This window comes from Enterobacter cloacae complex sp. FDA-CDC-AR_0164 (genome assembly GCF_003071645.1).
In the GTDB taxonomy this organism is placed as follows: Bacteria; Pseudomonadota; Gammaproteobacteria; order Enterobacterales; family Enterobacteriaceae; genus Enterobacter; species Enterobacter ludwigii.
This window is the reverse complement of sequence record NZ_CP028950.1, coordinates 4778348-4799031: the sequence shown is the minus strand read 5'-3', so window position 1 is coordinate 4799031 and position 20684 is coordinate 4778348. Positions and strand designations below refer to the sequence as shown.

Sequence of the window (20684 nt, the reverse complement as noted above, 5' to 3'; positions counted from 1 at the left end):
GTTAATGAACGGATGCCGACCAGGTCTGACTGATGCTGCCGTAATCAGTAATAATGGAGTAAGTGACGGTCGACCCGCTGGCATTATCGGGTAAGGCAAAGTGCGTTTCCGTTTTGGGGACTGCCCAGGTGGCTTTATCCACTTTATGGCCGTTAAGCATCACCGTCTGGAAATTCATATAGAAAGGTGTCGGGTTATTCACAACCAGGTCGTGACCTTCACGATGCCACTGAAGCTTGTCCGCCACAGCGTCGGGTTTGCCTGTTATTGCTGACGGGCGATACAACAATTTAATGCGTGTATTAATGGCAATCTGCAGGGTATTTACCCCCTCGACGTGCTTTGACGAGGGGATGGCTTTGATATTAAGCCAGTAAAGAGATTCACGATCCTCGGGCAAATTCCCGCCGGTGCGCACGACACGCAGGACGTTATCCTCTTTCGCATCGAGACGAAACAGCGGTGGGGTGATCAGGAAGGGGGCTTTAGCCGGGTTTTTACCGCCAGAATCAACCCAGGACTGTACCAGATAATCCGTGGCATCTGGGTTTGAAAGACCCAGAGACGACTCCTTTTTGTCGCCCTGATAGACCAGGCGTGTGCCATTAATAACGACACCGGCATGGGAAGTGGCGGCTACCAGTAAAAGAGCACTCAGTAAATAACCGTGGCGCATAAAGGTATCTCAATAAAAGAAGAGATATTAACTCTCAGAACAGAGCTAATATCTCAGGATGGATAATATCAGTTATAAATAACGGTGAAGGTCGACACGGCGTTTGCCAGTCCTGCGGTGATTGCGGCCTGGGTCTGAATATAACGGGCTCCAAACTCCAGGTTATTGACCGCCGTACCGGAGGCTAACGGATATTGCTGAGAGGGCGTATACAAACTCACCGGTTGCTCAGACGCGTCCACCAGCTGAATAGCGACACCTGTTGCAGCATCAACATCCGGCGTTAATGCAAGCGTAGTGTTGTTATCCGGATCCGGCGTGCCACCGAAGTTAATGGCGGCGGAAGTCACGGTCTCCGGGCAATTCTTTAATTGAATATCAAACTTCGTTAATGTGCTGGTAGATCCAGCCCCGGTAAATACCGTTTTAGAGACTTTACCTAACTGAACATTTAATGGATTACTTAACCCGTTCACTACCTGACAAGCAGAATCAATAATTTCACCGGTGAAGTTAATCTGACCTTCACCGTTTGTTGCCGCAAATGCGGATGCAGAACATCCTGCCGTCGCGGCGATAAATAAACCTATAGCAACCTTGTTCATAACAAATCCTGGTATGTTTCTGGTGAGAACGTTGCCTGGACGTTTTCACCGTTGACCTTAAATGATTTTCCGTTGGTTATTTAATCAGAAACGGGTGGGGTAAGAATCTTCAACGGCAATCACAAATAATTGAAATAGTGCTTGAATTTCTTTTTTCATCATAAAAACAGAAGGATGATCCGGTTCAAAAACACTAACGGCCAGACGTTCTTCAGGGCTATATTGTTAACAAGATGAAGCTGTCAGGAGAGATGTCGTGGATTATCGCAAAATTATCAAAGAGGTAGGACGAGGGAAAAATCATGCCCGCGATCTGGACCATGAAACCGCTCGTGCGCTCTATACGCATATGCTCAACGGTGACGTACCCGACCTTGAAATGGGCGGTATCCTGATAGCGCTGCGTATCAAAGGAGAAGGCGAAGCGGAAATGCGCGGCTTCTACGAAGCAATGCAGGCGCAGACCCTGCGCTTAAACGCGCCAGTGGCAAAACCGATGCCGATTGTGATCCCGAGCTATAACGGGGCACGCAAGCAGGCCAACCTGACGCCGCTGCTCGCTATTTTATTGCACAAGCTGGGCTTCCCGGTGGTGGTGCATGGTGTAAGCGAAGATCCAACCCGCGTGCTGACCGAAACGATTTTCGGCATGCTGGGTATCGAACCCACACGGCATGCCGGCCAGGCACAGGCGAAGCTTGATGGCCATCAGCCGGTTTATATCCCTGTCGGAGCCCTTTGCCCCCCGCTGGAGAAGCAGCTGGATATGCGCTGGCGCATGGGCGTGCGTAACAGCGCGCATACGCTGGCGAAACTGGCTACGCCGTTTGGCGAAGACGCGGCTCTGCGTCTTTCCAGCGTCTCTCACCCGGAGTACGTGACGCGCGTGGGGAAATTCTTTGAAGACATAGGCGGCAGGGCCTTGTTGATGCACGGCACGGAAGGCGAGGTGTATGCTAACCCGCAGCGCTGCCCACAGATGATGCTGATTGATTCCGCTGGCACGCGCGCCATTCTCGAGCGAGGGGAAGAGCGTTCCGACGCGATCCTGCCTGACGCAAAAGATCCGCATACCACCGCCCACTGGATTGAGCAGTGCCTGGCCGGAAAGGTTCCGGTACCGCACGCGATCAAGTTGCAGATGGCCTGTTGCCTGCTGGCGACCGGTGAAGTTGAATCCGTAGAGGCAGGGATGGAACGCGTCGGGGAGATGTTTTAAGCCCAAAAAAAAGCCCGTCCAGTGGCGGACGGGCAAGCAAGGGTAACAACAACAGGGTCAATGAGGGTTGGAGCAGCTCACCAGAGGGTATGGCGAGGGTGGAGCATTCAGTCAATTACTTATAGATAACCGCAGTACCGCTCAGTTTGTTATTGGTGTTCGCGGAGGTGATGGTGTATCCGCTTGCACCGGCAGCAGCAGCTTTCTCAGCCAGTTTCGCTTCCAGACCGTCCAGAGTGGTCGCGCCTTCAGCACTTACCACACCGAGTTTGTTCATGCTCTGCGCCTGAGATGGAGACACAGGTTCTGCAGCAAAAGCGCCGAAAGACAGAGCGGACAGGGCAACAGCAGCAACAGCATATTTGATGGTTTTCATAATTAATCTCTCGCAGGTGATTCTGTTAAGGGGACGATGTTCCGTCGATGTGATAAGTATCACGTTTTTTTATGCGAGAGAAAATCGAAGAGAATTGACGTGGTTGCTCAAAAAAATTGAATGACAAATAACTTATTGAATATTAATAAATTCAGAGGACGACTTTACACTTCTTGTAGCTGCGCTTTACAGAAGCGACGAGAAGGGCACATTTTGCTACGCGGTTCGCAAAAAACCGTGAGCGTAAAGGTAACCGCCTGCGCCGTTAACTTCGGTAAAGGAAAGTCAACGTAGCTGGCTGTCTTTCGATCCCCTGCGATTATATCCTGAGTGCGCGCTATTTTTCGAATCTTTCTCCTGCTGGCAGGCGATACATAACCGTACGCCCGGTATGGCTTTGCGCCGCGCTTCCGGGATCACTTCTCCGCACTCTTCACATTCATAGAGACTTTCACCGCGCGGAATTTCACCGCGAGCGCGTGCAACCGCATCTTCAATTGTACTGTTGATTTGTTCGTTAACGGCGTCATCATTCGCCCAACCGGAAGCCATGGTTTACTCCTGGAATCTGTTAAACCCTGTTTTTAATATGGGGTGAAAAAACGTGCAGTCAAGGCAGAGAGGAACTGCATCTGTCAGGCAGATGCAGTTTGTTTATAGAAAGAGACGTTATTTATAAATGGTCGCCGTGCCATACATATGGTTATCCCCGCCCGCGGCGTTAACCACGAAACCTTTAGCCCCTTCCTGGCGGGCTTTTTCGGCGAGTTTATTCTGGAGATCGTCAAGGTTACTTGCGCGGCTTACCGAGACGGTGCCCGCAGGCTTAAGCTGGCTGGTGTCTGTATTGTCGGTCAATGACTGTACCGCCATGGCAGAGAATGACGCGGTAGCCAGTGCACCCGCGAGAACAACAAGGGTCAGGTATTTTTTCATAATCACATCCTCATGAGGAAACAACAGGTGATTCCCTTTAAGTTTAGAAGCCTGGCGAGTGTGATTTAGCGCAAAAATTTGATGATGATCTGCTTATTTTTTGAACGATAAAAACTGACGTTTTACTGACAGATCATAGACATAAAGGTGTTTGATTTATGACGGGTTTTTGAGCGTCGCAGAGAAATATTTACCGTTGAGCCTGCAAAGGGTATCTTACGCCGCTGTTTAAAGGAGAAAGCCATGACTTCCCAAAAGCCGGGATTGCACCCACGAAATCGCCATCGTAACCGCTATGACATGAATGCGTTGTGTCAGAGCTGTCCTTCGCTGCAGGACTACATTGTGCAGACACCTGCCGGTGAACCTTCGGTCAACTTTGCCGATCCGCAGGCGGTTAAAATGCTCAATAAAGCCCTGCTGGCATACTATTACGGTGTGGCGCACTGGGATATTCCGGAAGGCTTTCTCTGCCCACCCGTGCCGGGGCGGGCCGATTATCTCCACCATCTTGCCGATCTTCTCGCAGACGATCGCAACGGTGTCATCCCTGAGCAAGCATCCGTGCTTGATATCGGTACCGGGGCGAACCTGATTTATCCGTTGATTGGCGTTCATGAATATCACTGGCGCTTTACCGGCAGTGAAATCGGTAATGAGGCGTTTTCCAGCGCACAGGCGATTATCAACGCCAACCCTGGGTTAAGCCGGTCTGTCCGCTTGCGTCGGCAGAAAGATGCCGCATCGATCTTCAACGGGATTATCCACAAGAACGAAAGCTACGATGCCACCCTGTGTAACCCACCGTTCCATGACTCCGCGGCCACCGCCCGTGCGGGCAGCGAGCGCAAACGCCGCAATCTCGGTCAGGCGGAAGATGCCGCGCTGAACTTTGGGGGGCAGCAACAGGAACTGTGGTGCGAGGGGGGAGAAGTGGCATTCATCCTGCGAATGATTGAGGAAAGTAAAGTATTTGGCCGTCAGGTTAAATGGTTCACGACGCTGGTATCCCGTGGGGATAACCTGCCCCCCCTCTACCGTGCACTGACCGATGTGGGTGCCGTTAACGTGGTGAAAAAAGAGATGGCGCAAGGCCAGAAGCAGAGCCGCTTTATCGCCTGGTCTTTTATGGACGCTAACAAGCGCAGTAAATAACCCACAGGCAGGCCGGGTAAGGCGACGCCGTTACCCGGTCCCCACGCTATAAGGTGGGCTCCTGTGGCGGTGTGGGGGACGCCGGTGAGGGTAATACCTGATAGGTCTGCACCGGCATCCGCACCGCGGCCAGGTCAAAGTGTTTTTTCACCATACTGTCGAGCGCAAAGCGCACCGTCCACTGCTTCAGTGGCTGCGTGGTGAACGACACGCGCAGGGTAAATGCCGTGTTCGTCAGGCCGACAATACCGGCAAACGACGGCTCTCCAATCACCAGCCCGCGAATATCCTCCATCGCCATCATCTCTTCCACGGCGTCCCGTAGCGCCTGTTTCGCTTTATCTGCATCTTCATGACGGTCAACGTCGTAGTTGGCCACTACCGAGCCAATGCCTCGGACAAAGTTAGCGAAGGTGGTTATCGATGACCATGGAATTATGTGGTACGCCCCGGTGTCCTGGCGCACGCCGACAGAGCGAATGGACATGCGCTCTACCGTGCCGGTTAACGGCCCAATCGTGACCAGATCCCCGGTGTTCATCCCGTTCTCAAATTGGATAAAGACGCCGGTGATTATATCCTTCACCAGGGTTTGCGAACCAAAGGAGATAGCCAACCCCAGCGCGCCGGCACCTGCCAGCAGCGGCGCGATGTTCACGCCGATTTCCGAGAGCACAATCATGATGGTAATGGTGCTGATAATAACCGCCAGCGCATTGCGAAACAGCGTCAGCAGGGTGCGGGCACGGGCGCTGGGCAGGGGGCGACCGTGAATATCGGAGACCAGACGGTTCTCGATAAGGCTCGCCAGCAACGTCCAGCCAACCGCAGAGAAGAAGAGGATCAGCGCGATGCGAATTAAAATATCGACGGTCTTTTCGCCCGCGCCGTTGTGCAGCCAGTTCCAGAAGTCAAACAATCCCCATGCGTTAAGCAACAGCATAATCGCCACGCAGACGGTGAGAATGCGCGCCACTTTCAGTGATACCGAGATCCAGCCGTTGACCCTTTTTTGCAGTTCCGGATAACTGCGCTGCACCTGTGGCGAGAGGGTGAAGGTTTTCGATAGCCAGCGAGACAGCAGGCCAGAGAAAAATGCCGCAATGCCAATGATGGCCAGGCTCTTGAACGTCGCCCCCATCATAAATTTCAGGCTGTTGCCCGGGTCGAACAGCGAGAAGAAGCACAACACGATAAAATAGGCGCTCGCCAGCCAGTGCCACACCAGCGCGAAGGCGCGGATAAAGAGACTGAAAAACGACAGGGAACGATCGGCCAGATGCAGCAAGCTTTGGGTAATGGTCTTTTTGTTATGGAAGATAAGGTACAACGCCCAGACGGTAATGCAGATCATAATCAGCACATTCGCCAGGGCGCCAAACTGCACGTTGACCTGGTTGGAGATGATCGGCACGGCAACCAGCAGACCGTAACCAATCAATCCACTGAGCACGCTGAGGCGCAGCGCCCAGTATCTGGCGCTCTCATCCCGAATCGAGAAGGGACGAAGATCCGGTACGTGCGGGCAAAATATCAAACGCAGCAGCGCCTTAAAGAACTCGATCAGCGCAAAGGCGTTGAGGAAGAGCGCCTGCTGGAAAGCGATGGTTTTATTGCCGGCGTTAAGCCTGTCGGCCAGGACCTGGCCTGTAAACAGCGTCAGCGCCAGCAGCAGTAAATCGATGATAAACGCCGACGCTATCATCAGCGGCAGGTGTAACCAGCTGCTTTTCTGCTGGTTCTTCTTGCGCCCCCATTGCCCCATCTTACGGTAGAGCGGCCATGCGCACAGGCGTACCAGCCAGTAAAACAGAAATACAGCGCCCGCCAGCATCAAAAACTGCGTGGCGGCTGTCGTAAACGTATGGGGATTAAACGGTTTATGGGGCGAACCAATCAGGTTGCGATAGAGCTGGGCAAAGCGCGAGGAGAGCTCGCTTCCATAGTGACGGCTCACGTCGGTGACATTTTCCAGCACCGTTTTTTGTTCTTCCACTTGCGGAGGGGTAATTGTCGGCACCGGCTCCTGCGGCGACGTGGCGGCGACTTTTCGCAACTGTCCGATTAACTCCTGCCGGGAGGTATCGTTTTCAAGCACATCGGCAAGGGCACTGTAGGCGGCTTTTTTCTGTTCAACATTCGGCTCTGGGGGCGGTGTCGTTTGCTGTGTGGCGGTCGTGCCGGTGGTGACGCCGGGGATGGAAACGGCGAACGATGGCGCACAAAACAGGCTAAGCAACAGCAAGATCCACGGCACGGCATCCTCCGGTGAAAATAATGAACAAAAAGATAAGTATAGAGGGCGAGGCGCGCGGGAGGATTTTTGGGAACAATCTGGCGTAAAAAAGCCGGGCATGCCCGGCTCAGAATGGCGTAACTGAAGCGCTATCAGGAGACGTGCTGCAGGAACTCCTGCAGGCGCTGGCTCGGTGGATTGGCGATCAGCGCTTGTGGGTTACCGTCTTCAGCGATACGGCCCTTATCAATAAAGATCAGGCGGGAAGCCACTTTCTCAGCAAAGCCGATTTCGTGGGTCACGATAACCATCGTCATCCCTTCTTCAGCCAGATCTTGCATGACTTTCAGCACTTCGTGACGCAGTTCCGGGTCAAGCGCCGAGGTTGGCTCATCAAACAGCATCATCTTCGGTTTTACCGCCAGTGCGCGGGCGATAGCCACACGCTGCTGCTGTCCGCCGGACAACTCAGATGGGTAGTGATGAGCACGTTCCGCGAGGCCGACTTTAGCCAGCAGATCTTTAGCCAGCGTTTCCGCCGCCGCTTTGCTGGCGCCACGTACGCGCAGTGGACCAAACATTACGTTTTCCAGCGCCGTCAGGTGCGGGAACAGGTAGAACTGCTGGAACACCATGCCAGCTTCCTGACGAATCAGACGGTCGTCGACTTTCGGGTCATTCACCTTCAGGCCATCGACAATCAGATCGCCGCTGGTGATCTCTTCCAGCTTGTTGATGCAGCGCAGCAGGGTCGATTTACCGGAACCGGATGGCCCGATAATGACCACCACTTCACCCTGTTTGATATTCAGATCGATATTGTGCAGCACCTGGGTTGGGCCAAAGTGCTTGGAAACGTTTTTAAATTCAATCACAGGATTTTCATCCTTCTTTCAAGACGACGCAGAACGAAACTCAGAACCAGAGTGATGATCAGGTAGACAACGGCTACCGCACTCCAGATTTCCAGCGCACGGAAGTTGCCCGCAATGATCTCCTGGCCCTGACGGGTCAGCTCAGCAACGCCGATAACGATGAACAGCGACGTATCCTTAATACTGATGATCCACTGGTTCCCCAGCGGTGGCAGCATGCGGCGCAGGGCCAACGGCAGAATGACGTGGCGGATCGTTTCGCGACGAGAAAGGCCTAACGCCAGACCCGCTTCACTGAAACCTTTATGAATCGACAGGACCGCACCACGGGTAATTTCCGCGATATAGGCACCTGAGTTGATCATAATGGTCACGACAGCGGCGCTGAACGGGTCAATGCGCAGGTCGGTGAAAGCCATTGGCAGGGCGAAGTAGATGAACATGACCTGAACGACAATTGGGGTGCCGCGGATCACTTCGATGAAAACCAGTGCGATGTGGTTTGCAATCCAGCCGCCGTAGGTGCGGGCGAAACCGGCGACAAGACCGATAATCAACCCACCAACCAGACCGAGGACCGAAATCCACAGGGTCATTTTAGCGCCTTCAAGCAAGATAGGAATGGCAGGCCAGATGGCGCTCCAGTCAAACTGCATGATAGTTTCCTGTTACTGTTACCGTGTTTCTAAAATAGCAGGGGCGAAAGGTCGCCCCCGAGTGAACGTCATTTTTAAGAATTATTATTTAGGCTCGGTACCGAACCATTTTTTATAGATTTCGTTGTAGGTGCCGTTCTCTTTCAGGGTTTTCAGCGCGCCGTTAACTTTCGTACGCAGGTCGTCGCTGCCTTTCGGGAACGCAATACCGTACTGCTGGGCTTCCAGAGAATCACCGACGGCTTTGAACTTGCCGTTGCCCGCCGTTTTGATGAAGTACAGGATGTTAGGGGTATCGTGCAGCACCGCGTCAGCACGGTTGGTACCCAGCTCCATGTAGGCGTTATCGATGTTCGGGAACTGACGCAGATCTTTGGTTTTGATGTTTGCCTTCGCGTAATCAACAGAACCGGTACCGCCTTTCACCGCGACGACTTTACCGTCGAGGTCTTTCACGCTTTTTACATCGTTATTATCGGCTTTCACCATCACCAGCAGGCCGCTTTTGTAGTAGCCGTCAGAGAAGTCGATCGCTTTTTTACGTTCTTCAGTAATGGTGATACCGGCCAGGGCCAGATCAACGTTTTTCGTTTGCAGTGCCGGGATGATGCCGCTGAAGTCCATTGGCTTCAGGGTGTAATCCAGTTTGAGTTCTTTTGCGATAGCAGCCCACAGATCAACATCAAAGCCAACGTACTTATCACCCTGTTTGAATTCAAACGGAACGAACGCCGTGTCGGTCGCCACAACCAGTTTGTCGGCAGCCTGGGAAGAGACCGCAAAAGCCAGGGTAAGTGCAGCCAGTGAAACTTTTAATACAGACTTCATAGCATTTCCTTTTATATCCACGGGGCGATCCCCTGCGAGAACGAGTGGCACAATGAAAAAATCGTGCCAACTTTACAAGCTGTTGTTTTACAAAGGGGATGATGTTATGCATTGCACAGAAAACGGGGCAATGAACTTTTATTGCACCAAAGTGGAGCACCGTTTTGGTGCGCGTCATTTGGCTCAACAGACGAAGCGTTATTTAGCGTAAATTCTGACGAAAAAACAATCTTCCGTTAACGGTTGTGTGAGGTGATTATTACAATTTTTTCACTTTTGCAGCGTCTCAGGCCAAAAACGTGCACCATAGATGTGCAAAACCCTCACCGGAGGGCGAGGGTTGTATAGGAAATTCTTATGAATTATTCGATGTTGGACTCAATGAACCATAGGAACTGGTCCAGGTCGCGGGAAGCGGCGGTGAAGATATCGGCTGTATCTTCGTCTTTCGCTTCGCCGATAGCTTTACGCACATCATTAGCCACTATCGCGTAGCGGTCTGCCAGCTCTTTCAGGTGATCCTGAACGGTATGGATATCCAGCGGATAACTTTTCAGTGGCGTCTTGCTGTTAATCACCTGCGTGGTACCCAGTGCCACACCGCCTAACTGTACGGCACGTTCGGCCATGGTATCGAGGTGGGTAACCAGTGCTGTGCGGAAGCCATCCAGCATTTCATGAACGGCAATAAAGTTTGCACCGCGCATATTCCAGTGGGCCTGTTTGGTGATCAGCGAAAGATCGATGAACTGGATCACCTGGCGATTCAGCAACTCAATGGTCGCTTTTTTGTCGCTATCCGATACATCGTTACGGGTATAAAGCAGATTAGACGCTTTCGTTTTCACCAGTTTAGCGGTACTCATAATCTCATATCCTCTTGATGTTTGTTTCCCAGGTAATTGCGGGATTAAGTATAGCACCGGATTTTTTCCCTGCGGGGAGGCTCTGCCTATCAGTTTAATAGTGAGAAGGACATTGTGTTTACAATGGTATGAAATTAAAGGGATTGTTTAAAATTGATGCAGATCAATCCTAATTCAGGAAAACGTTATCGACAGCGGGGGAAATATTTCACGAAGAGTGCAAAGTATGTAAAAAAATATTTTAAACGGGAAACTGGCCTTTATTCTGCATGGCTATAAAGCCACGCAGAATATAGGGCGCTAATTGAGGTCAATTTTCTCAACTTTAGGTTCCGGGCGCATCGTTAGCGTTGAGCCCATTGAGGCGGCGATAATCGAACACAGGGCCAGCGTCTGGGTGAAGGTCAGGGTTTCCCCGAGGAAGACCATCCCTGACAGGGCGGCGAGCGCGGGCTCCATGCTCATCAGCGTGCCGAAAATGCGCGTCGGCAGGCGCGTAAGGGCTATCATCTCTAAAGAGTAGGGGAGTGCTGTGGAAAGAATGGCGACCGCCAGCCCGATGGGCATGACTGACCATTGCCAGATGGACTCGGTGGCCTGAGCCATACCCACCGGCACAAAGATGATAGCGGCAATTAATGAACCGATTGCCACCGTCGCCGGGCCATGCTCTTCCCCGGCGCGCTGTCCGGTCACTATATAGATAGCCCAGCAGGCACCCGCCCCCAGGGCCAGCGCCGCGCCCGTGAGATCGATCTCTGAGACGCTCTGACCCAGCGGCAGCAGGAACCACAGGCCAAGAACGGCTAAAATTACCCAGATAAAGTCAACGGGACGACGGGACGAGAAAAGCGCTACCGCCAGCGGGCCAGTAAACTCCAGTGCCACGGCAATCCCCAGCGGAATTGTCTGGATGGAGAGATAGAACATGTAGTTCATCGCTCCCAGGGACAGCCCGTAAAAAAGCAGCGGTAAGCGTTGTTCTTTTTTAAAGCGTAAACGCCAGGGTTTGAAAATCACCACCAGGATCGCGGTTCCGAGGGCAATACGCAGGGCCGTGACCCCAGGCGCACCGACCAGCGGAAAGAGGGATTTGGCCAGCGAGGCACCGCTTTGAATGGACAACATGGCGATGAGTATGACGACAACCGGCAACCAGACCGACGACGAGCGGGATAACCCAGGCATCCTTTCTCCTGTCAACTTATGTCAAATGAAGTAAAGGTTGCAGTGTAAAGGAAATAAGCTGCAACGGTTGAGAGACCGTTGAAAAAAAAACGTGTAAATTCCGTAAAATGGTTAAGCGCTGGTGGATTTATCGCCTGTCAGATTAGGAATAATCTGGATGAATGTAACGGCGCAGGCGCGCAGTATGAGCGTTTTATAGCGAAAATTGTATGTGATTTGAATGAGATAGCTGACGCTGGAAACGTTCTGTTACAGGAAAGGTTCAGTTAGACATCACGAATCACAAAGAGTTTCGCAAATTTTTTTGATATATTTAAAACTTACGGACTTACTTGAAGCACATTTGAGGTGGTTATGAAAAAAATTGCATGTCTTTCAGCACTGGCCGCTGTACTGGCTGTTTCCGCAGGTACCGCTGTAGCTGCTACTTCTACTGTAACCGGTGGTTACGCTCAGAGCGATATGCAGGGCGTGATGAATAAAGCTAACGGTTTCAACCTGAAGTATCGTTACGAGCAGGATAACAACCCACTGGGCGTGATCGGTTCTTTCACCTACACCGAGAAAGATCGTTCTGAAAACGGCGCATACAACAAAGGCCAGTACTACGGCATCACCGCTGGTCCAGCTTACCGTCTGAACGACTGGGCAAGCATCTACGGTGTTGTAGGTGTTGGCTACGGTAAATTCCAGCAGACCGAAAACCAGGGTCTGAACCGCACTGCAAGCAACAGCGACTACGGCTTCTCCTATGGCGCGGGTCTGCAGTTCAACCCAATCCAGGACGTCGCTCTGGACTTCTCTTATGAGCAGAGCCGTATCCGCAACGTTGACGTTGGCACCTGGATCGCGGGCGTAGGTTACCGCTTCTAATCACTTCGGTGAGCCAGTAAAAAATCCGCCCAATGTGGCGGATTTTTTTTACGTTAATCCCTCGCCTTGCAGGAGAGGGTAGCAGATTGCCCGGATTATTTACTCTTAATATCGAAGATATCGGTTCCCAGATGGTTATAGTCAACTTTCTGTAACTTGAAGTTGGTAATGTACACTGGGGGAGCCTTCTTGTTAGAGACAAACGGGTACGCATTTTTTATCTGCTGTGCCGAAATCCCCGTCCACTGCGAGAAGAAGGTCAGGAAATCATTGGCCGAACGCCGCGCTTTAATAATGCGATGCGTTTTATCATCACTCGACACAACCATAAACGGTACCTGGAAGTTCTGCTGGAACTTATCGTCGTGCGCCAGATACTGCACCTCTTTACCGCGCTCTTTAAACGCCAGCCCGTGATCCGAGAAGTAGACCATCGAGAAACTGTCACCCGTATTGTGTAACTGATCGTACAGTTTGCTCAGCAGGTCGTCGGTTTGCGTCATGGTGTAGAGATAGCATGAGGTCTCTTTGGACTGCACAAACTCTGCGTATTTACCGCCGGTCCGATCGCAGGCCTGCGGGTGAGACCCCATCAGGTGCAGAACAATCAGCTGCGGCTGGGTACGCGGAGAGGCAAAGACCTGCGCCGTCATTTTCAGCAACGCTTCATCTTTCGTGTTCTTGTCCGCTTCAAAATCACCGTTCTTCAGGAACTGCACTTCGTCGGCGCGTCTGGCGATACTGGCAATGGCCGTATCGTATTCGCCAATTTGTCCCTGATTGGAGAACCACCAGGTCTGGAAACCTGCGCGGTTCGCCAGGGTAACAAAGTTATCCTGAAACTGGGGTTTGTCATCGACCACCCGGTTCAGCGTCAGGCCGAGAGATTTCTGCGTTGAGCCGCTGGCCGCAACATAATCGGTAAACAGGGTGCCTTTGACCGAACTGGCGAACGGCGTGTTGTCCCAGTGTCCGCCAAAGGCTCCCATGGCGTCGCGACGTGCACTTTCACCAATCACCACCACATAGGTGTGATATTTGGGCTTCACGGCCAGCACGTTCCAGGTGTCTTTCATATTTGAAAGCTCAGCCATACGTGCCTGTTCGTCGAGCACCTCTTTATTGTTAACGACGACGTCTTTCACAAATCGGAACACCGGATAGCCGGTATCCTTCAGCTTGAAAACCCCACCCCAGGCCAGGTTTTGTACTGGTGCGACAAAGAACGCCACCACGCTGAACGCCAGGCACAGGTGCTCAATTTTTCCCCACGTTTTTTTCTCTTCCGCTTTACGGCGAACGGCTATCACGCCAAGGGCAAAGATAAAGAGGCCGACCACGTAGCTGTACCAGGGGAAGATCGTCAGGATCTCTGTCGACTCTTCCATATTGGTCGAGTGCAGCGCCAGCAGGGTATTAAAGTTCGGCGAGCCGTAAGCCTGACCAAACGGGAAATAGAGTGCAGCGACCAGAGAACAGATTCCGACTAACGTTTTTTGCGCGCGCGGAGCCGTTCGCCACAGCACATGCAATATGCAGGTAAAGGCCACGGCATAGAGCAGGCTAAAGGGATAGCCAAGCGCAAAGTTAATCAGTAATGACTGCAAAAAGTAAAATCCCGTCCACGGGCTTAAGGCCCGGCTACGGGTAACAACGGTGTCTATCAGGGTTAAATTCATAGGTCACTATCATGGATAAAAACGCCATGTGCTCACCCTGGCGTCAAGGGTCATAACCTGCCTGACAGTGCGTGGAGAGGGAATGAGGGTCCGCTTCAGCGAGCCGCAAATTGTGCAGGGCTGCAAGAAGATAGTGCGAGCGCTAAATAATAGCAACAGTTGCTAAGCAGATGTTTTGCGAAGGGGATTGCAAATCCGTAAAAAAGATCGGGAATAGGGCGGCTGAAAGCCAGTGTACAGAGGGTTTGTGACGGAAAAATGAAGCGGCGTACCGCAACGCCGCTTAGTGGGAAGGTTTGTCGTCCTGATGCGGGGGTTTGTTGTTAAACATATCGCACAGCATGTTCAACAGCATCAGGCGTACTTTAAAGGGAGAGTGGGTAAACACGTTCATACACCTCTTGAATTCGTTCATGAGACCTCCTGATTTTTGATCCCTTCGATCCGTGAAGGGTGACTGCATTACATACAGATATAGCACAGGCTATATTGTATAGCTATGGCTATTTCGTTAATTTTTTGTGCTTGTAGAGGGATGGTTTACAATGTGCGCTCTCGATACCGGGCGCTGGAAGCGTCACCCCACTGAGGAAGTACAATGAACCGTCGCGCAGGTAAGCCAACAATCAGAAAAACGACGCAACTGGTGAATGTTGAAGAACATGTCGAAGGTTTTCGCCAGGTACGTGAAGCGCACCGTCGTGAGTTGATTGATGACTATGTTGAACTGATTTCCGATTTGATTCGCGAGGTCGGGGAGGCGCGCCAGGTGGATATGGCTGCACGGCTGGGCGTTTCCCAACCGACAGTGGCAAAAATGTTAAAACGTCTGGCCTCCGTGGGCCTGATTGAAATGATCCCCTGGCGCGGCGTCTTTCTGACGCCGGAAGGGGAGAAACTCGCCCAGGAGAGTCGCGAGCGCCACCAGCTCGTCGAAAACTTCTTACTGGTGCTGGGCGTAAGCCCGGAAATTGCCCGCCGGGACGCGGAAGGAATGGAACACCACGTCAGCGAAGAGACGCTGGTTAAGTTTCGCGAATTTACCCTTAAATATGGTCCCTCCGCTGAATGAACATCCCCGGACTGCAGGCCCTGGCACGCGATCGTTTCTTCCATCTCTTATTCATCATTGGCGCAGTACTGAGCATCTTTGTGCCGTTTGCGCCACACACCTGGCCTGCGGTGATTGACTGGCGCACCATCATTACCCTCAGTGGACTGATGATGCTCACCAAAGGGGTAGAGTTGAGCGGCTATTTTGACGTCCTGGGACGTAAAATGGTGCGTCGCTTTGCCACTGAACGCCGCCTGGCGCTGTTTATGGTGTTCTCTGCTGCGGTGCTGTCGACGTTTCTGACCAACGACGTGGCGCTGTTTATCATCGTGCCACTCACGCTCACGTTGCGTAAGCTCTGCGAGATCCCGGTTAGCCGGCTGATCATTTTCGAGGCGCTGGCCGTTAACGCCGGTTCGCTTCTGACCCCTATCGGCAACCCACAAAATATTCTCCTGTGGGGACGTTCCGGGCTGTCGTTTGCCGCTTTTACCTGGCAGATGGCTCCGCTGGCGCTGGTGATGATGGTGTCGCTGCTGGCGGTCTGCTGGTTCGCATTCCCGGTCAAAAAACTGCAGTACCACAGCGGTACCACGGGCCCGCAGTGGCAGCCGCGTCTGGTGTGGAGTTGTCTGGCGCTGTACATCGTTTTCCTGTTCGCGCTGGAACTGAAGTATGAACTGGCGGGCGTACTGCTCGTCGCCGCCGGTTTTTTATTCCTGGCGCGGCGCGTGCTGGTCAGCGTGGACTGGACGTTATTGCTGGTCTTTATGGTGATGTTTATTGATGTGCATCTGCTTATCCAGCTTCCGGTACTGCAACACGTTCTGCACAGCGTCAGTGGCCTGTCGCAGCCGGGATTGTGGCTCACGGCGATTGGTCTGTCACAGTTCATCAGCAACGTGCCTTCCACCATTTTACTCCTCAACTACGTTCCCCCTGATACGCTGCTGGCGTGGGCGGTGAATATCGGCGGGTTTGGGCTGCTGCCCGGTTCGCTTGCTAACCTGATTGCCCTGCGTATGGCTAACGATCGTCGTATCTGGTGGCGTTTCCATGTCTGGTCGATCCCGATGCTGATTTGGGCCGCGGCGATCGGTTTCGGAATTTTCCTTCTCATATAGTGCGCAATTTGTCAGTTTTTCCTGGCAAACGTATAGCAACGTCCTAGCTTTAGTGAACGGCATAGTGTGATGCCGCTCACTGACAGGACTGTTGCTGACCTATGGCTGAAGATCAAAACCTGCCTGCTGACGAGCAGGAAAACAACACTAAACAGCGTAAGCGCCCGGGCAAAAAACCGTTAATCATCCTTGGCATTGTCGTGGTGGTGATGGTTATCGTGGCGCTGGTCTGGTGGTTTTTAACCCGTAACGAAGAGACCACTGACGACGCCTTTACCGACGGTGATGTGGTGACGATTGCCCCGAAAACGGCAGGCTATGTCACCGAGCTGCGCGTGCGCGATAACCAGCGGGTGAAAAAGGGTGACCTGCTGGTGGTTATCGATCCGCGTGATACCACCGCCCAGCGCGATCAGGCGCAGGCCCAGCTTGGGCTGGCGATCGCCCAGCTGCATCAGGCTCAGGCGCAGCTGGCGCTGTCAAAAGTCCAGTATCCCGCTCAGCGTGATGAAGCTAAAGCGCAGGTGATTAAAGCGCAGGCCGATCTGGCCAATGCGCAGGCGGAGTATCGCCGCCAGCGAGGCGTTGACCCGCGAGCGACCACCCAGCAAAGTATTGATACCTCCAATGCCCAGCTGCGCAGTGCCCAGGCGGGCCTGGCAAGTGCGCAGGCGCAGCTTGAAGTGGCGGAGCAGGTACAGCTGCAGATCCGCCAGCAGGAAACCAATGTGGAAGCGCGTCAGCGCCAGGTCGATCAGGCCAAAGCGCAGCTGGAAACCGCGACGCTGAACCTCTCTTACACCGAAGTCCGCGCCCCGTTTGACGGTTTTGTCACTAAACGCAACGTCCAGCCCGGCACCCTGGTGCAGGCGGGTACCGCGCTGTTTTCACTGGTCTCTCCGAATGTGTGGGTGGTGGCGAACTTTAAAGAGTCGCAGCTCGAACGCATGAAGCCGGGCGATAAGGTCGAGGTGTCCGTAGATGCCTGGCCGGATATGGCGCTCGAAGGCCATGTTGACAGTATTCAACAGGGCAGCGGCTCGCGCTTCTCCGCCTTCCCGTCGGAAAACGCTACCGGTAACTTTGTCAAAATCGTTCAGCGCGTGCCGGTGAAGATCGTGATTGATAAAGGGCTGGATCCCAACAAACCGCTGCCGCTTGGGCTGTCGGTGGCACCGAAGGTGACAGTGGAATGACGGATCACAGCCACGACAACTGGCGACCCGCCAGTAATCCGTGGGCGGTGGCGATTGTGGTCACGCTGGCGGTGTTTATGGAGATCCTCGACACCACTATCGTTAACGTGGCGCTCCCGCATGTGGCCGGGTCGCTCTCGTCCAGCTACGACGAATCCACCTGGGTATTGACCAGCTACCTGGTGGCAAACGGCATAGTGCTGCCGATATCGGCTTTCCTGAGTCGGGTTTTTGGCCGCAAGCAGTTCTTCCTGATCTGCATCGTGATGTTCACCGTCTGTTCGTTCCTGTGCGGGATCGCCACCGAGCTGTGGCAAATCATTCTCTTTCGCGTAATGCAGGGCTTTTTCGGCGGGGGGCTGCAGCCCACGCAGCAGTCGGTGCTGCTCGACTACTTTAAACCCGAGGACCGGGGTAAAGCGTTTGGTCTGTCGTCAATCGCCATTATCGTTGCGCCGGTACTTGGCCCGACGCTGGGCGGCTGGATCACCGATAACTACTCCTGGCGCTGGGTTTTCTTCATCAACATTCCGGTGGGGATTGTAACGGTGCTGGCGATCTACCAGCTGCTGGAAGACCCGCCATGGGAAAGCAAATCGAAAGAGAAGCTGTCTATCGACTGGACGGGGATCGGCCTGATCGCGCTGGGGCTGGGCTGCCTGCAGGTGATGCTCGACCGGGGAGAAGATGAGGACTGGTTTTATTCGAACTTTATTCGCACCTTCGCCGTACTGACGCTCATCGGCATTATTGGAGCGATTTACTGGCTGGTGTATGCCAAAAAACCGGTGGTAGATCTGCACTGCATGAAAGATCGCAACTTCGCCATCTCCAGCCTGCTGATGGCGGGCATGGCGATGATTCTGTACGGCAGTTCGGTGGTGATTCCGCAGCTTGCACAGCAGGACCTGGGCTATACCGCCACCTGGTCCGGGCTGGTGCTTTCGCCGGGCGCCGTGTTGATCGTATTGACTATCCCGCTGGTGCTGAAGCTGATGCCGGTGGTGCAGACGCGCTGGATTATCGCTTTTGGTTTTACCTGCCTGGCGGTGTCGTTCTTCTGGTCACGTACGCTGACCCCGGATATCGATTTCGAAACGCTGGTGCTGTTCCGCAGCGCCCAGTCGATAGGGCTTGGGTTCCTGTTTGTTCCTCTCACCACCATTGCTTTTATTTCGATACCGAGGCGGCTGAACGCCGATGCGGCGGCGCTGTTTACCATGTTCCGCAACGTGGCGGGCTCAATTGGCATCTCGCTTTCTACGGCGGCCATTACCGAACGTTCCCAGGCGCACAGCGCGCATCTGGCCTATCACGCGTCACCGTTTAATGAACAGTTCCAGCTGGCGATACGCGAAAGCGCGCAGGCGATCCAGAACTTCACCACTCAGGTCGGGGACCCTACCGGTATCGCCACCGGGCGCATGTACCAGACCATGATCGAGCAGTCGCGCTTCCTGGCGTATATCGACGTGTTCACCATTCTGAGCGTGGTAGCCATGTTACTGATTCCGTTTTGTTTGTTGCTCTCGCCGGTTAAGAGCGAGGGGAGTGCAGGAGCACATTGATGATACACAGACGTTTAACCCCCCTGATGATCATGCTGCTGGCAGGCTGTGCCGTGGGGCCGGATTACCAGCCGCCGGCGTCGCAGACCCCGACATACTGGAACGATCCGGGTGACAGCGGCGTGAAGTCAAAAACGGCCTCGACGGCAACCAACCCACGCTGGTGGAAAACCTTCGGTTCACCGCAGCTGGACAGCCTGATTGAACGCGCGATCGCGGGAAATTTATCCCTGCAGCAGACGGTGTTGCGTATTGCCGGGGCGCGCGAACAGATTAACCAGGCGGGTGGGGCGTTTTACCCTTCCGTAAACGGTAATCTGCAGGCCACGCGCCAGCAGCTTGGGCTGGAGGGAGAGCTGAAATCCCACGGCGTGTACGACCAGCTTGATAACGTGGATCCTGAACTCAGGGGCGCGCTAGGACCGCTGACGCAGCCAATCAATCTTTACCAGGGGAGCTTCGATGCGCAGTGGGAAATCGACCTGTGGGGCAAGGTGCGCCGACAGGTAGAGGCTGCCGAAGCGCAGCAGAAAGCGGCGATAGAGCAGCGTAACGACGCGCTGGTGTCGCTGGAGGCGGAAGTGGCGCGCGCATGGCTGCAGCTGCGGGGTGCGCAGAGCATCATTGCCACGCTGAACACCCAGATTAAGAGCGCGCAACAAACCCTGGAACTTACCGAAAGCCGCCAGCGGGGCGGGCTGTCACCGCAGATGGACGTTGAAAATGCGCGTGCCCAGTTGGGGAACCTCGAAGCGCAGCTTCCTCAGTATCAGGCCCAGGCACGGCAGGCAATGAATGGCCTCGCGATTTTACTCGGCAAGCCGCCGGGGGCGCTGGATGCGGAGCTGCAGTCGGCGCAGCCGATGCCCGCCCTGCCGGATATCGTACAAACGGGTATCCCCTCTACGCTGGCCCGTCGTCGTCCTGACGTACGCGAGGCGGAAGCCAACCTCCACGCCGCCACGGCGCAAATTGGCGTTTCCGTGGCGCAGCTGTTCCCAAGCTTTACTCTCTCCGGGCAGTTCGGTCTGCGAAACAGCGAAACCAACTGGCTGACGGACTGGAGCAGCCACTTCTACAGCTTCGGCCCGCAGGTCTCGATACCGATTTTCCAGGGCGGAAGACTGGTCTCGAGCGTGAAGGTGGCGCGTGCGCAGCAGGGCGCGGCAGTGCTCGACTACCGCCAGACGGTGCTCACCGCGCTCGGGGACGTAGAGAATGCGCTGGTGAGTTACCGCACCGATCAGCAGCGTGAAGCCGGCCTTGCCAAAACCATCGATGCGTTGCAAAACGCGTTCGATTTGGCAAGCGACAGCTACCGGCAGGGGATCGCCAGCTTTATTGACGTGCTGGATGCCCAGCGGCAGCTGGCGCAGGCGCAGCAGCAACGCGCGCAGGCGCAGGTACAAAGCGCTCTCGATCTGGTGGCGCTCTACAAAGCGCTGGGCGGCGGCTGGGAGCCGTATCAGCAGGTGCAATTACCGGATTACAAGGTCTTTGGTGAGGCTCCGCGCGGATAAGATTCAGAGGATTGGGCAAGAAACGGACAGGAACACCACATTCGCGATGGCTAT

21 protein-coding genes are annotated in these 20684 nt (G+C 53.9%); 8 read left to right on the top strand and 13 right to left on the bottom strand.

Annotation, left to right across the window (positions count from 1 at the left end):
- Position 1: 1 nt before the first annotated feature.
- Complete coding sequence (locus AM410_RS23610; RefSeq protein ID WP_050737361.1) at positions 2-676, bottom strand: fimbrial biogenesis chaperone; 675 nt, start codon at positions 674-676, stop codon at positions 2-4.
- A 68-nt stretch (positions 677-744) separates the two neighbouring features.
- Positions 745-1281, bottom strand: coding sequence for a fimbrial protein (locus AM410_RS23605; RefSeq protein WP_014169244.1), 537 nt, complete (start codon positions 1279-1281; stop codon positions 745-747).
- A 256-nt stretch (positions 1282-1537) separates the two neighbouring features.
- Between AM410_RS23605 and ybiB the strand changes: the two genes are divergently transcribed.
- A complete protein-coding gene (gene ybiB / locus AM410_RS23600; protein WP_073395792.1) occupies positions 1538-2500 on the top strand; it encodes a DNA-binding protein YbiB in 963 nt (320 codons plus the stop codon).
- A 115-nt stretch (positions 2501-2615) separates the two neighbouring features.
- On the opposite strand, the gene ybiJ is transcribed toward ybiB, so the two are convergent.
- The 3 genes from ybiJ to mcbA form a co-directional block, all read right to left on the bottom strand.
- Positions 2616-2876 (bottom strand): DUF1471 family protein YbiJ, encoded by a 261-nt coding sequence (ybiJ, locus tag AM410_RS23595; RefSeq protein ID WP_020884917.1) that lies wholly within the window; start codon positions 2874-2876, stop codon positions 2616-2618.
- A 285-nt stretch (positions 2877-3161) separates the two neighbouring features.
- The gene (locus tag AM410_RS23590) at positions 3162-3428 is read right to left on the bottom strand and encodes a DksA/TraR family C4-type zinc finger protein (RefSeq protein ID WP_014169247.1); all 267 of its coding nucleotides are present in this window, start codon (positions 3426-3428) and stop codon (positions 3162-3164) included.
- 117 nt (positions 3429-3545) lie between these two features.
- Positions 3546-3812 carry a DUF1471 family periplasmic protein McbA gene (gene mcbA / locus AM410_RS23585; RefSeq protein ID WP_032677729.1) on the bottom strand — a complete coding sequence of 89 codons (267 nt, stop codon included), beginning with the start codon at positions 3810-3812 and terminating at the stop codon, positions 3546-3548.
- Positions 3813-4055: 243 nt separating this feature from the next.
- On the opposite strand from mcbA, the gene rlmF reads away from it, so the two are divergent.
- Complete coding sequence (gene rlmF, locus AM410_RS23580; protein ID WP_159082274.1) at positions 4056-4967, top strand: 23S rRNA (adenine(1618)-N(6))-methyltransferase RlmF; 912 nt, start codon at positions 4056-4058, stop codon at positions 4965-4967.
- A 46-nt stretch (positions 4968-5013) separates the two neighbouring features.
- Here rlmF and ybiO read toward each other — a convergent pair whose 3' ends face one another.
- The 6 genes from ybiO to rhtA form a co-directional block, all read right to left on the bottom strand.
- On the bottom strand, positions 5014-7224 hold the full coding sequence (gene ybiO, locus AM410_RS23575; protein ID WP_108648547.1) for a mechanosensitive channel protein: 2211 nt from the start codon (positions 7222-7224) through the stop codon (positions 5014-5016).
- 131 nt (positions 7225-7355) lie between these two features.
- Entirely contained in the window at positions 7356-8078 is a 723-nt protein-coding gene (glnQ, locus tag AM410_RS23570) for a glutamine ABC transporter ATP-binding protein GlnQ (protein WP_014169252.1), read from the bottom strand.
- Positions 8075-8734: a glutamine ABC transporter permease GlnP gene (glnP, locus tag AM410_RS23565; RefSeq protein WP_014169254.1), complete on the bottom strand. Its 660-nt coding sequence runs from the start codon at positions 8732-8734 to the stop codon at positions 8075-8077. Before glnP ends, glnQ begins: the two co-directional genes overlap by 4 nt.
- Positions 8735-8818: 84 nt before the next feature.
- The gene (gene glnH, locus AM410_RS23560) at positions 8819-9562 is read right to left on the bottom strand and encodes a glutamine ABC transporter substrate-binding protein GlnH (RefSeq protein ID WP_014883108.1); all 744 of its coding nucleotides are present in this window, start codon (positions 9560-9562) and stop codon (positions 8819-8821) included.
- Between the two features lie 362 nt (positions 9563-9924).
- Positions 9925-10428 carry a DNA starvation/stationary phase protection protein Dps gene (gene dps / locus AM410_RS23555; protein ID WP_010428924.1) on the bottom strand — a complete coding sequence of 168 codons (504 nt, stop codon included), beginning with the start codon at positions 10426-10428 and terminating at the stop codon, positions 9925-9927.
- Positions 10429-10728: 300 nt separating this feature from the next.
- Complete coding sequence (gene rhtA, locus AM410_RS23550) at positions 10729-11616, bottom strand: threonine/homoserine exporter RhtA (protein ID WP_020884911.1); 888 nt, start codon at positions 11614-11616, stop codon at positions 10729-10731.
- Between the two features lie 354 nt (positions 11617-11970).
- Between rhtA and ompX the strand changes: the two genes are divergently transcribed.
- Complete coding sequence (gene ompX, locus AM410_RS23545; protein WP_020884910.1) at positions 11971-12489, top strand: outer membrane protein OmpX; 519 nt, start codon at positions 11971-11973, stop codon at positions 12487-12489.
- A gap of 95 nt (positions 12490-12584) precedes the next feature.
- Here ompX and AM410_RS23540 read toward each other — a convergent pair whose 3' ends face one another.
- Together AM410_RS23540 and mntS are read right to left on the bottom strand one after the other, a co-directional pair.
- On the bottom strand, positions 12585-14168 hold the full coding sequence (locus tag AM410_RS23540; RefSeq protein WP_108648545.1) for a phosphoethanolamine transferase: 1584 nt from the start codon (positions 14166-14168) through the stop codon (positions 12585-12587).
- A 283-nt stretch (positions 14169-14451) separates the two neighbouring features.
- Positions 14452-14583, bottom strand: a complete 132-nt coding sequence (gene mntS, locus AM410_RS23535; protein WP_020884908.1) for a manganase accumulation protein MntS — start codon at positions 14581-14583, stop codon at positions 14452-14454.
- A gap of 183 nt (positions 14584-14766) precedes the next feature.
- Between mntS and mntR the strand changes: the two genes are divergently transcribed.
- The 5 genes from mntR to AM410_RS23510 all read left to right on the top strand — a co-directional run bounded on the left by mntR (position 14767) and on the right by AM410_RS23510 (position 20630).
- On the top strand, positions 14767-15240 hold the full coding sequence (mntR, locus tag AM410_RS23530; RefSeq protein WP_014169260.1) for a manganese-binding transcriptional regulator MntR: 474 nt from the start codon (positions 14767-14769) through the stop codon (positions 15238-15240).
- Entirely contained in the window at positions 15237-16346 is a 1110-nt protein-coding gene (locus AM410_RS23525; protein WP_040016987.1) for an anion transporter, read from the top strand. The genes mntR and AM410_RS23525 overlap by 4 nt, the downstream gene beginning before the upstream one ends.
- 101 nt (positions 16347-16447) lie before the next feature.
- Positions 16448-17542 (top strand): HlyD family secretion protein, encoded by a 1095-nt coding sequence (locus AM410_RS23520; RefSeq protein ID WP_108648543.1) that lies wholly within the window; start codon positions 16448-16450, stop codon positions 17540-17542.
- Complete coding sequence (locus tag AM410_RS23515; protein ID WP_014169264.1) at positions 17539-19110, top strand: DHA2 family efflux MFS transporter permease subunit; 1572 nt, start codon at positions 17539-17541, stop codon at positions 19108-19110. Before AM410_RS23520 ends, AM410_RS23515 begins: the two co-directional genes overlap by 4 nt.
- Entirely contained in the window at positions 19110-20630 is a 1521-nt protein-coding gene (locus tag AM410_RS23510; protein WP_068795077.1) for an efflux transporter outer membrane subunit, read from the top strand. Before AM410_RS23515 ends, AM410_RS23510 begins: the two co-directional genes overlap by 1 nt.
- Positions 20631-20684 lie beyond the last annotated feature (54 nt).

Coding starts and splice junctions, on each gene's coding strand:
- AM410_RS23610 (WP_050737361.1), bottom strand. CDS start 676: ATGCGCCACGGTTATTTACTGAGTGCTCTTTTACTGGTAGCCGCCACT.
- AM410_RS23605 (WP_014169244.1), bottom strand. CDS start 1,281: ATGAACAAGGTTGCTATAGGTTTATTTATCGCCGCGACGGCAGGATGT.
- ybiJ (WP_020884917.1), bottom strand. CDS start 2,876: ATGAAAACCATCAAATATGCTGTTGCTGCTGTTGCCCTGTCCGCTCTG.
- AM410_RS23590 (WP_014169247.1), bottom strand. CDS start 3,428: ATGGCTTCCGGTTGGGCGAATGATGACGCCGTTAACGAACAAATCAAC.
- mcbA (WP_032677729.1), bottom strand. CDS start 3,812: ATGAAAAAATACCTGACCCTTGTTGTTCTCGCGGGTGCACTGGCTACC.
- rlmF (WP_159082274.1), top strand. CDS start 4,056: ATGACTTCCCAAAAGCCGGGATTGCACCCACGAAATCGCCATCGTAAC.
- glnP (WP_014169254.1), bottom strand. CDS start 8,734: ATGCAGTTTGACTGGAGCGCCATCTGGCCTGCCATTCCTATCTTGCTT.
- glnH (WP_014883108.1), bottom strand. CDS start 9,562: ATGAAGTCTGTATTAAAAGTTTCACTGGCTGCACTTACCCTGGCTTTT.
- dps (WP_010428924.1), bottom strand. CDS start 10,428: ATGAGTACCGCTAAACTGGTGAAAACGAAAGCGTCTAATCTGCTTTAT.
- rhtA (WP_020884911.1), bottom strand. CDS start 11,616: ATGCCTGGGTTATCCCGCTCGTCGTCGGTCTGGTTGCCGGTTGTCGTC.
- ompX (WP_020884910.1), top strand. CDS start 11,971: ATGAAAAAAATTGCATGTCTTTCAGCACTGGCCGCTGTACTGGCTGTT.
- AM410_RS23540 (WP_108648545.1), bottom strand. CDS start 14,168: ATGAATTTAACCCTGATAGACACCGTTGTTACCCGTAGCCGGGCCTTA.
- mntS (WP_020884908.1), bottom strand. CDS start 14,583: ATGAACGAATTCAAGAGGTGTATGAACGTGTTTACCCACTCTCCCTTT.
- mntR (WP_014169260.1), top strand. CDS start 14,767: ATGAACCGTCGCGCAGGTAAGCCAACAATCAGAAAAACGACGCAACTG.
- AM410_RS23525 (WP_040016987.1), top strand. CDS start 15,237: ATGAACATCCCCGGACTGCAGGCCCTGGCACGCGATCGTTTCTTCCAT.
- AM410_RS23520 (WP_108648543.1), top strand. CDS start 16,448: ATGGCTGAAGATCAAAACCTGCCTGCTGACGAGCAGGAAAACAACACT.
- AM410_RS23515 (WP_014169264.1), top strand. CDS start 17,539: ATGACGGATCACAGCCACGACAACTGGCGACCCGCCAGTAATCCGTGG.
- AM410_RS23510 (WP_068795077.1), top strand. CDS start 19,110: ATGATACACAGACGTTTAACCCCCCTGATGATCATGCTGCTGGCAGGC.